The sequence below is a fragment of the Pseudolysinimonas sp. genome, from assembly GCF_044239695.1.
Taxonomy (GTDB): domain Bacteria; phylum Actinomycetota; class Actinomycetes; order Actinomycetales; family Microbacteriaceae; genus Pseudolysinimonas_A.
The window spans coordinates 1-10,593 of the sequence record NZ_JBIIAW010000096.1 but is presented as its reverse complement, the minus strand read 5'-3'; the positions used below and the strand labels follow the sequence as shown (position 1 = coordinate 10,593).

General features: G+C 68.9%; 10 protein-coding genes. 1 reads left to right on the top strand and 9 read right to left on the bottom strand.

Annotated features, from left to right (window positions below; genetic code table 11):
* Nucleotides 1-530, top strand: a 530-nt coding sequence (locus tag ACILQS_RS13065; RefSeq protein WP_395640567.1) for a phosphotransferase, incomplete at its 5' end; no start/stop codon positions are given.
* A 13-nt stretch (nucleotides 531-543) separates the two neighbouring features.
* On the opposite strand, the gene ACILQS_RS13060 is transcribed toward ACILQS_RS13065, so the two are convergent.
* From ACILQS_RS13060 to ACILQS_RS13020, 9 genes are read right to left on the bottom strand one after another with little or no spacing between them, the layout of a single operon-like run.
* Complete coding sequence (locus ACILQS_RS13060; RefSeq protein ID WP_395640566.1) at nucleotides 544-1,575, bottom strand: zinc-binding dehydrogenase; 1,032 nt, start codon at nucleotides 1,573-1,575, stop codon at nucleotides 544-546.
* A gap of 35 nt (nucleotides 1,576-1,610) precedes the next feature.
* The gene (locus ACILQS_RS13055; protein ID WP_395640565.1) at nucleotides 1,611-3,014 is read right to left on the bottom strand and encodes an amidohydrolase family protein; all 1,404 of its coding nucleotides are present in this window, start codon (nucleotides 3,012-3,014) and stop codon (nucleotides 1,611-1,613) included.
* A 16-nt stretch (nucleotides 3,015-3,030) separates the two neighbouring features.
* The gene (locus tag ACILQS_RS13050) at nucleotides 3,031-4,356 is read right to left on the bottom strand and encodes an amidase (RefSeq protein ID WP_395640564.1); all 1,326 of its coding nucleotides are present in this window, start codon (nucleotides 4,354-4,356) and stop codon (nucleotides 3,031-3,033) included.
* Nucleotides 4,353-5,387 carry an ABC transporter permease gene (locus ACILQS_RS13045; protein WP_395640563.1) on the bottom strand — a complete coding sequence of 345 codons (1,035 nt, stop codon included), beginning with the start codon at nucleotides 5,385-5,387 and terminating at the stop codon, nucleotides 4,353-4,355. Before ACILQS_RS13045 ends, ACILQS_RS13050 begins: the two co-directional genes overlap by 4 nt.
* Nucleotides 5,388-5,412: 25 nt before the next feature.
* Entirely contained in the window at nucleotides 5,413-6,963 is a 1,551-nt protein-coding gene (locus ACILQS_RS13040) for a sugar ABC transporter ATP-binding protein (RefSeq protein WP_395640562.1), read from the bottom strand.
* On the bottom strand, nucleotides 6,960-8,198 hold the full coding sequence (locus tag ACILQS_RS13035; protein ID WP_395640561.1) for a sugar ABC transporter substrate-binding protein: 1,239 nt from the start codon (nucleotides 8,196-8,198) through the stop codon (nucleotides 6,960-6,962). The genes ACILQS_RS13040 and ACILQS_RS13035 overlap by 4 nt, the downstream gene beginning before the upstream one ends.
* Before the next feature lie 39 nt (nucleotides 8,199-8,237).
* Complete coding sequence (locus ACILQS_RS13030; protein WP_395640560.1) at nucleotides 8,238-8,642, bottom strand: carboxymuconolactone decarboxylase family protein; 405 nt, start codon at nucleotides 8,640-8,642, stop codon at nucleotides 8,238-8,240.
* Between the two features lie 15 nt (nucleotides 8,643-8,657).
* On the bottom strand, nucleotides 8,658-9,563 hold the full coding sequence (locus tag ACILQS_RS13025; RefSeq protein WP_395640559.1) for a DUF6282 family protein: 906 nt from the start codon (nucleotides 9,561-9,563) through the stop codon (nucleotides 8,658-8,660).
* Nucleotides 9,560-10,426 carry an oxaloacetate decarboxylase gene (locus tag ACILQS_RS13020; protein ID WP_395640558.1) on the bottom strand — a complete coding sequence of 289 codons (867 nt, stop codon included), beginning with the start codon at nucleotides 10,424-10,426 and terminating at the stop codon, nucleotides 9,560-9,562. Before ACILQS_RS13020 ends, ACILQS_RS13025 begins: the two co-directional genes overlap by 4 nt.
* Nucleotides 10,427-10,593 lie beyond the last annotated feature (167 nt).

Here is a 10,593-nt window from a genome sequence, read left to right as displayed (position 1 = left end):
ACTCCTACGCGGACGCCCTGCTCGCCCTGCACCGGCCCGCGCCCCCCTCCGCCCCGCACAACCCGGTGCGAGCGGTTCCGCTCGTCGCCCGCAGTGCGACCTGGGCGGGCTACCGGTCGCGGGCCCGCCTCGGGCGTGCGGAGCGGGCGGCGATCGACCGCGCCCTCGCCGACGGCCTCGACGCCGAGATCTACCCCGGGTCCGCGGTGTGGGTGCACGGCGACCCGCACCCGGCGAACAGCATCGTCGACGAGGAGCGGGGCACCCTCGCGGCGCTGCTGGACTTCGGCGACCTGAGCGCCGGCGATCCGGCCACCGACCTCGCGGTCGCCTGGATGGGGTTCGGCCCCGAAGGCCGCGCGCGCTTCGTCGAACGACTCAGCGCCGACGGCGACTACGACGCCGACGTCTGGCGACGCGCTCGCGCCTGGGCCGCCGGCCTGGCCCTGGCGATCGCCACGCACTCCGACGACGCCCCTCGGATGCGGGCGATCGCCGCCCACACCGTCATCCAGCTGAAGCTCGGCTGAGGTCAGCCCGCCGTCAGTCGATGTCGAGGATGATCTTGCCGTACGCCGTGCGGGCGACCAGCTCCACGTGCCCTTCCCCGGCCCGTTCGAGCGGGTAGCGCGAGTTGATCCGCGGGCGCAGCACACCTCGACCGACGAGGTCGAGCACCGTCCGCATCTCGTCTCGCGTCTGCGTGTGCGACGAGATGTACGAGATCTGGCGCCGGAAGAACTCGATGATGTCGAACGGCACCACCTCGCCGGCGTGCGCGCCGATCGACACGAGCCGTCCGTAGGGGCGCAGCATGAACATCGAGTCGACGAAGGCCTGCCCGCCGACGACATCGAAGACGAGCTCGACCCCGCGACCACCGGTGATCTCCTCGACCGCGGTGCGCACATCCGTCGTGGTGTAGTTGATGACGTGGTCGGCGCCGTCGGCGGTCGCGAGCGCGAGTTTGTCATCGCGGCTCGCCGTGCCGATCACGGTCGCCCCCGCCGCCTTGCAGATCTGCAGAGCCGCCGAGGCGACCCCGCTGCCGATCGAGTGGATGAGCACCGTCTCGCCGAGCTTGAGTTCGGCGCGCGTCATGAGGGCATGCCACGCCGTGCCGAAGGCGCTCAGCGTCGCGGCCGCCTCGGCGAACCCCACGGTGTCAGGCAGGCGAAGACAGTGGTCGGCCGGGGTCAGGATCTTCTGGGCGTAGGTTCCCGGCACGTGCTCACCGAGCAGCTTCCGGTTCACGCAGATGTTCTCCATCCCGCGGAGACACCACTCGCACTGCCCGCAGGTGCGGATGTAGGAGACGGCGACGCGCTCCCCGAGCCGCCCTGGATCCACCCCGTCGCCGACCTGAGAGATGACACCCGCGCCTTCCAGCCCCAGCGTGTGCGGCATCCGGAAGTCGAAGCGCGAGACGCCGTCGCGCACGTCGATGTCTACGTGGTTGAGGGCCGTCGCCTTGAGATCGACCACCACCTCGCCGGGACCGGCCACCGGATCGGGAAGCTCTTCCAGCTTCAGTACCTCCGGGCCGCCGAACTCGCGGAACACCATCGCCTTCATGTCGTGTCTTTCTCTTCGTCGAATCTTTGAAGTTCTCAGAGCTGCGGGGTGGAGCCGGGAACGAACTGGCCGATGCCCTCTGGGCCGACCCACTCGCCCTCGTGCACCATCACATGGCCGCGCAGGATCGTGGTGACGGGGAACCCGTGCACCTCCCAGCCGTCCCAATTGCTGTAGTCGCAGTCGGAGTGCAGGTTCTCGTCCTGCCGGAAGGTGTGTCGGCGATCGGGGTCGAACAGTACGATGTCGGCGTCCGCGCCGGGACGCAGAACGCCCTTCTTGCCGTAGATCCCGAACAGCTTCGCCGGGGCCGCGGCAGTCAGTTCGACGAATCTCGTGACCGACATGTCGCGCGCCGACACCCCCTCCGACCAGAAGACCGCCATGCGGGTCTCGACACTGTTCGTTCCGCCGCCGATATTGTCGATCGTCGTCCCGGTGAGTTTCGGCCCGAGCTTTACGGTGTAGTCGTCGCTAGCCAGTGTGTGGGCACGACCGTCGGCGAGCGCCGACCACAGCTCATCGCGGTGCTCGATCGTGCGGTTCGGCGGGTAGTTCATGTAGCGCCCGCCCTGCGGCAGCAGGTAGTGGGAGGGATCCCAGATCAGATTCGAGTGAAGCACCTCGGCGACGACATCCACCCCCCTCTCGCGGCCCTCGGTGATCGCTTCGATCGACTCGCGCGCCGAGACGTGCACGATGTAGAGCGGCGAGCCGGTGCGGCGCGCCAAGTGCACCATGCGGCGCACCGCCGACTCCTCCGCGAGTGCGGGACGCGCCTCATGGATGTGCGAGAAGTGCGTCTTTCCTTCGGCCGTGAACTTCCTGACATGCCAGTCGATGAGGCACTCGTCCTCGCAGTGCACCATCGTGATGCCGCCGTGGCGTTCGGTCTCGAGCATGGCGGAGTAGATGCGGCCGTCGTCGCTCATCACGCCGCCGACGGTTTCGCTGCCGCTGAACGTCGTGAACAACTTGAACGACACCACGCCGCCACTGATGACCTCGCGGATCTGCTCGGCCGTGCTCAGGGGGAAGTCGCCCGTCATCATCGCGTGGAGGGCGAAGTCGGCGTGCGGGCGAGCGGCACCGGTGGCCTCGATCTTGTCCTGAACGGTTGCCACGAGGTCGTGGTTGTCGCCGCCATACGCGAAGTCGATGTAGGTCGTGGTGCCGCCATGAAGCGCCGCCCGCGACCCAGGCCCTGGTCGCTGAGCGACCATCGTCTCCGACATCGCGAGATCGAAGTGCACGTGCGGATCGATCCCCCCGGGCACCACGTACGTTCCGGCGGCGTCGATCACCCGCACGGCTCCGACGTCCTCGAACTGTCCGCGAACCCCGAGCGCGACGATCCTCTCGCCGTGCACCGCAATGTCCAGCGGCAGCACGTCATGTTCGGACGCCACCCGCCCGTTGGTGATGATCAAGTCGTACACGTGTCGTCCTCCGTGTTCACGGGTAGCGGTGCGGGGTGAGGGTGTGCCAGTCGGTGTCACGCTGATAGCGATCGGCCACCTGGAAGAGCGTCGACTCGCGTCCGCGTGCCGCCGTCAGCGCCATCCCGACCGGCAGCCCCGAGACGGGGTGGAGTCCGATCGGGAGGTTGAGGGTCGGGCCATCGTGCAGGGCCCAGGGGTAGGTGATCGCGCCGAGGGCCGCCGTCTGAGCACGCGAATCGGTGCCGATGATCGGGGGCACGTCCGCCGCGACCGTCGGACTCACGATCAGGTCGAGGTCGTCCAGTACGAGCGCGAGGCGCCGTCGGTAGGCGCGGCGCCACGCGAGGGAGCGCGCCAGCTCCGGCCCTGTGATCTCCAGGCCGGCCCGCAGGCGACCGCGCACGTCCTCCGAGTAGTCGTCGGCGCGGGCGCGCAGACGGTCCTCGTGATGGGCCGCGCCTTCGGCGGGAACGATCGTCGACCAGTGCCGGAACGCCTCTGCCTGCTGGAAGTCGGCGACCGGAACGACGACCGTGCCGGCTCGGGGCAGCCAGGTGAGGAACTCCTCGACCCGGGCCGCGACGCCCGGATCGAGGTCGTCGAAGAAGAAGGACTCGGGCACACCCACTCGAAGACCGTCGGTGTCCTGTCCGAGTCGCGCATCCGCCGGTTCGAAGACCTCGTTCGTCGAGTTCGGATCAGCCGGATCGTAGCCCGCGATCACGGCGGCGAGTCGGGCGGTCTCGGCGGCCGTCCGACCCATCGCGCCGACGGTGTCCTGCGTCAAAGCCGTCGGGAACACGCCGTGGTTCGAGACCGAGCCGAAGGTCGGGCGGAGCCCGAGAACGCCGTTCACCGAGGCCGGGAGCCGAACCGAGGCACCGGTATCGGTACCGAGCGCGAGGTCGCAGTAGCCGGCGATCAGCGCGGCGCCCGATCCGCCGCTCGAGCCGCCGGGGATGCGGTCGGTGTCCCAGGGATTGCGGCAGGACCCGTAGACCCGGTTCTGCGTGGTGCCGCCCCACGCGAACTCGGCGAGGTTGAGCTTGGCGACCACGACGGCTCCGGCCGCGCGTAGTCTGCGCACGACCGTGGCGTCGGAGTCGGGCACGTTCTGGTCGAGGATCGCGGAGCCGGCCGTCGTGCGAAGGCGAGCGGTGTCGATGTTGTCCTTCACGCCGACGAGCACGCCATGGAGCGGGCCGCGCGATTCGGACCGTTCGAGCTCGACGGCACGCTCGCGCGAGGCGTCGTCCCAGGTGATGACGGCGCGGAGCTCGTCGTCACGCTCGAGGTAGCGCGCGTGCGCGAAGTCCCAGCGCTCGAGGATACCGGTCACGACGACCGGATCCGATTCCGCATCCGCTCGCGCCAGAGCTTGAAGGTCTGAGAGAACGCGACAGCCACGATCAATGCTCCCCCGTAGAACAGGTTCTGCACGAATGTCTGGCCGCCGAGCAGCTGGAGCCCGGTGATGCCGGTGACGAGGAAGTACGCGGCGATGAGAGTGCCCCACGGGTTGAAGCGCCCGGGCTTGATCGTCGTCGACCCCAGGAATGCCGCGGCGAACGCGGGCAGGAGGAGGTCGAGTCCGGTCGACGGGCCGGCGGATCCTGAGGTGCCGACCACGAGCACGCCGCCGAACGCCGCGATGACCGACGACGCCGCCATGGCCCCCCAGCGCACCCGACCGACACGGATGCCGGCGAGTCGCGCGACGTCGCGGTTGCGACCGACGACCAGCATCCGCTGCCCAATCGGAGTGAACTCGAACACGTACCAGATCAGCACGGCGAGCAGCAGGCCGTAGTAGAACTCCAGCGGAATCCCGAGCAGGCGGGTTCGGATGACGGCATCGATCAGCGACTGGTCCACCCCGGTGATGGTTCGCGCTCCGCTCACCCAGAGCGTGATGCCCGTGATGATGGTGCTCATCCCCAGAGTCACGATCAGGCTGTCGATGCCGAGCAGGACGACGAGTGCGCCGTTGGCCAGGCCGATGACCAGGCCGACCAGCAGGGCGACCGCGATGGCGACGCCGATCGGCAGGCCCATGCTCGCGTTGAGGATCGCCACCGTCATCGCCGAGATTCCGACGACCGCTCCGACCGACAAGTCGAAGTCACCCGTCGTCAGCGGCACGATGAGCGCAAGTGTGACGACGACGAGCACCGTCTGCGAAGCGAACATCGAACTGACGTTGGACCAGGAGAGGAATGCCGCGGGCTGAAGGATGCTGAACACGATCGCGACGACGAGCCAGGCGAGGGGCAGGGCGCCGGCTTCGAACCGGCGCACTCGCTGAGCACGGAGCACGGCGGTGCGGGCCGAGATCTCGGTCGGAGACGTGGGAGAGGTGGGAGAGGTCACGAGGGCTCCAAAAGGTCGGGTCGCGTCACGCGGGTCGGTCGGAAGTGGGAGCGGAACGGCCGTGGCACCGATCGGCGATCGCGGCTTTCGTCAGGGCTGCACCGGAGAGGAAGCCCGTCAGGCGGCCGCGGACGATGATGCCGACGCGATCGCACAGATCGGCGAGTTGCTCGTAGTCCGAGCTCGCACAGATCGCCGCCGTGGTCGCGGCGTTGGAACGGATGAGGTGATGGATCTGAGCTCGCGCCCCGACATCCACCCCCTGGGTGGGCTCGTGCACCAGCAGGAGTCGCGGCGACGTCTGCTGCCATTTCGCCATCATCGCCTTCTGCTGGTTGCCACCCGAGAGCGAGCCGTACTCGAGGTCGGCCCGGCGCGGACGAACGTCGTACCCGGTCATCAGCTCCTGAGCATTTGCCCGCAGCTGGCCCCGCCGCAGGACCCCGCCGCGGAAGTACCGGTCGAGCACCGTGAGGTTGATGTTGTCGGCGACGGACAGGGTGCCGATGCTGCCGAGGTTCTTGCGATCGGCGGGAACGAGCGCGAAACCGCCGCTCACCGCCGCGTGCGTTGAGTGCCGCGCGAGGTCGATCGGCTTCTCGCCGGGGATCTCGAGGCGCCCGACCGCGGCGTTCGACCCGAACAGCGAATAGACGATGTCCTCGTAGCCCGATCCGACGAGTCCGGCGAACCCCAATACCTCCCCGGCGCGCAGCTCGAACGAGATGTCGGCGAGGGACGCGGTACTGAGCCCCGAGACACGGAGCGCGATCTCGTGATCCGAGACCTCGCCGACCACATCGTCGTCGGCCGAATCGGCCAGGTCGTGGCCGATGATCATGCGCACGAGCTCCGCCTTGTCGACGTCGGCGGTGTCGACCGACCCCGCGACGCGGCCGTCCCGGAGAACCGTGACACGGTCGGTGATCTCGAGCACCTCGTCGAGATCGTGGGAGACGAAGAGCACGCTCGCGCCCGAGGCGACGATCGACCGGACGAAGCCGAAGAGCACTTCCACTTCGTTGTGCGGCAGGAACACCGTGGGCTCGTCGAGCACGAGCAACGTCGCGCCCTCGACCCCGTCGCCGCGGAGGTTCTCGATGGCCCGCACGATGGCGAGCATGGCGCGGTCGACCGGACGCACCGTATCGACCGGTGCGGCGGGGTCGAGGTCGACGCCGTGCCGGGTCAGGATCGCCGCGGCGCGGCGGCGCAGCGCGCCAGGGGAGGTGAACAGGGACCGGGAGGCGGCCGTCTCGGTGAGGAACAGGTTCTCGGCGACGCTCAGACTCGGAATCAGCCCGAGATCCTGGTGCACGAACTCGAACCCGAGATCGAGATAGTCGCCCGCGCGGAGCGGCAACGGCACGTTCCGACCTCGCACCGTGAGCGTTCCGGAGTCGGGCTCGTGGAAGCCCGAAAGCACTTTGATGAGGGTCGACTTGCCGGAGCCGTTCTCGCCCAGCAAGCCGTGGACCTCGTTGGGCCCGATGGCGAGGGAGACATCGTCGAGCGCCAGGGCGCCGCCGAACGATTTGGAGACGCCGCGGATGTCGACGAGCGCTGAATCGGTCATGGTCGTCCTCTCGGGGTGGTGGCGGATGGCGGGTCGGGCCGCCGGCGGTGGGTACCGGGCGGGGGCCGCGGGGGGGGTAAGAGACCCCAGAGGGCGCGGTAGCCGTCGACGTAGGCCGAGCCGTAGCCGACACCGGGCTCCGCCGGGTCACCCGCTTCGGCCACGTTGCTGTCGTCCCAGATGCGGATCGGCGTGCGCGTCTCGACCGGCTCCTCGCCCAGGAGGAGGCGGAACGCCTGGTCCATGGTCGCGTAGCCGATGGCGGCGGTGTCTTCGCCGACGTTCATCGCCACGATGTCACCGTCGCGGATGAAGTCGAGCGCGTAGGGCGAGCCGTTGTAGCCCGCGACCTTGACCTCGCCGGAGCGGCCGAGCGTCTCGATGGCCGGCACGGCGCCCGCGACGAGGGCGTCGTAGAGCACATACACGTAGTCGATCGAGGGGTCGCGCTGGAGCGCGGACTGGATCTCCGACTGCGTCTTGGTGCCCCAGTCAGCGACGGGGATGTTGATCTCGGTCGTCGTGCAGCCCGAGCACTCCGCCTCGAACTCGGCGTTCATCGCGTCGACCGTGCCGGGGCTCGGAAGCACGTCGGACCCGCCGACGAGCAGCACGTTGGCCGTCCCGTTCGAGTCGGCGATGATCCAGTCGGCCGCCGCCTTTCCGGCGGTGTAGAACGGGGCGGTGACGAGGCCGCTCACGCCGCCGTTGCAGCCCTCGCAGTCCGGGGTCGGTACGGTCGAGTCGTCGTGGAAGTGGCCGACGACCACCGGGATGCCGGCCTCTTCCGCCGCCTGCAGCTGCGGCTGCAGGGCACGCGGGTCGGGCGAGCCGCTGAGGATGATGATGTCGGAGTCGGCCGCGATCGCCCGGTCGATGCCCTGGACCCACTGGCTGACCTGGGCCTGGTTCTCGTAGACGGTGATGTCGACTCCGGTCTCCTCACCGACCTCCACGATGGCGTCGGTGATCGCCTGGATGAACGGCACCGGAGCCGACGGGATGACGAACACCTTCTTGCCGGCAAGCGACGAGATGTCGATCGGGTCTCCGGGGGCGACGAACTCGGGGAGGGCCTTGCCCTGCTCGACAGCGTCGAGCACGGCCTGCGAGACCTCGCTCGCGTCGGCGGGTGCGTCGTCTTCCGTGTTCGAGCCGTCGACCGTGCAGCCGGCCAAGAGCAACGTCGCGATGGCGACGGAGCCGAGGGCGGACAGTTGAGTACGTGACTTCATGTGGTGCTCTGCCTCTCTTTAGGGGTGGGGATGGAACGATCAGGTGGCGGGGTCGGCAGGGCGCAGGTGGGCGAACTCGTCGGTCGCGAGCACCTCGTCGAGCAACGGGAACGCCATCATCGGTACGTGGAAGCCGCCGACGAGTCCGACGAGTTCGAGCGACGCGACGATCTCCTCCACCGTCGCGCCGTAGCGCAGCGCTTCTCCGATGTGGAACTTGCAGCCGTAGGTGAAGTAGACGGCTGCGTCCGCCGACAGCATGATGAGCTCTTTGGTCTTGCGATCGAGGGTCTCGTTGCGGTGCACGGCGTGCATGTAGGAGTCGTGGAACTGGCTCAGCAGCGGCACGTCGAACTTCGCGGCGATCGCGAGGTTCGGGTGCACCACGCCGCGATCGACGGCGATCTGGTCGAGGAGAAGCTTGCGCTCGTCATTGGTCGTCATGGGTTCTCTCCTGGATCAAGCGGACGTCGTCGAACGAACGGCGTGGGCGGTGAGGTGGGCGGGGTTGACGCGCATCATGAGCTCGAGTTCGTCGCGGGTGATGCCGGCCTCCGCGAGCTGGGTGGCGAGATCGGCGAGCATCACGCTCGACGGGGGGCACCAGTCGAAGAAGTAGTCACTCGTCATCACGCAGCGCTCCGCGCCGACGAGACGCACGATGCGGGCGAGCCCGGCCGGCGTGATCCGGCCGATCTGCGGGTAGATGCCCAGCGCACAGATCTCGATGAACCCGCCCAGCGCCGCGACTTCGCGGATGATCTCGTCGTCAGCGCCGATCGAGTGGCTGTCGGGATGCGAGAAGACGAACCGATCGGCGAGGCGTCCGTCGCGAGCGAGCGCGAGCACCTCCGTCGGCGAGACGTGACCGCTGTAGACCATGACGTCGTGCGCATCGATGATGTCGAGGCAGGCGCGGGTGAGATCGGAGAGCCGCCCGGCGTCGTCGGTGATCGTCGTGCCGGCGATCGCGTGGGCGTCGAACGAGGGCACGGCCGATTCGAAGATGCGCGAGATGCCGCCCCGTTGGATGTCGTGGTGAGCGCCGACCGTTGGCAGGTACACGACACCTGCGCCCTGCCGGGCCGCGAGGTCGATGACCTCGGGCCGCATTCCTCCCGCGATGGGATTGAGCGTGATGCTGGAGATCACCCGCATCCCGGGAACCAGCTCTTCGAGCAGCATCGCGCGCCCCATCGTCGGCCAGCTATGCGACTTGAGGACGACGGCGGCCATGCCCGCGTCGCGGCACAGCGTGATGTCGGCGACGTCGGAGTCGGGGGTGCGCAGGTCGGGCGAGATCTCGGGGTAGCCGTGCCGGTGAAGGTCGATGGCGCCCTCGAGTAGACCCTCGACGGCCGTCACGAGTCGTCCCCTGCGAGGATCGCCTGCTCGAACGCCGAGATGCGGTCGAGGCCGACGAGGGCGTTCAGGTCGTCGAGCGACTGCATCCTGCCGTGCCAGCGCGCCGAGTCGCCGTCGCGGCGAAGGTCGGCGAAGAACTCCAAGAATGCCTGTGAGGCGATCCGCAGGCCCGAGGTCGGGTACAGCACGATCTCGATGCCCAGAGCGGCGAACTGCTCGAGCGACATCGCCGGCGTCTTGCCGGATTCCGACATGTTCGCGAGTCGCAGTCCGGGAACCTCGGCCGCGATCCGCTCGACCTCGTCGACACTCTCCGGGGCGTCGATGAAGACGACGTCGGCGCCCTCGGCGTGGAACCGGCGTCCGCGCTCGATCGCCTCGTCGAGGTCGTCGGTGGCCCGCGCATCGGTGCGGGCGATGATTAGCGTGGTGTCGTCACGGCGGGCCCGCACCGCGGCGCGCACCTTCCGGACGGCGATATCCTTCGCCTCGACGGACTTCCCGCTCAGATGACCGCAGCGCTTCGGCCAGGTCTGGTCTTCGATCTGGATGGCGGCGGCGCCCGCTGCTTCGAGACGGCGCACGGTGTCCGCGACGTTGCTGACGTCGCCGTAGCCGGTGTCGGCATCGACGATGAGCGGGACATCGGTGACCGCCGCGATCGACTCGAGCGAGACGGCGATCTCGGCCAGCGCGATGAGGCCGATGTCGGGTACGCCGTGCCGCCAGGCGGCCGTCGCGTACCCGCTGACGTAGACGGCCGGGAAGCCCGCCGCTTGCGCAGCGAGCGCCTCGAGCGGTGTGCCGACGCCGGGAACCAGAAGGGGCCCGTGGCTGGCCGCGATGATCTGGGCGAGCGTCATGCGCGGTCCCATCCCATCGCCCGCCCGACCGCGGCGGCGGCGGCCTGAACTGATTCGGCGAGCTCGCTCTCCGACGCCGTCACGCGAGCCAGCAGGCCACCGAGACTGATGGCGCCCACGGCGGTCCCGCGCGCGTCGACGAGCGCCACCGCGATGGCGGCGACCCC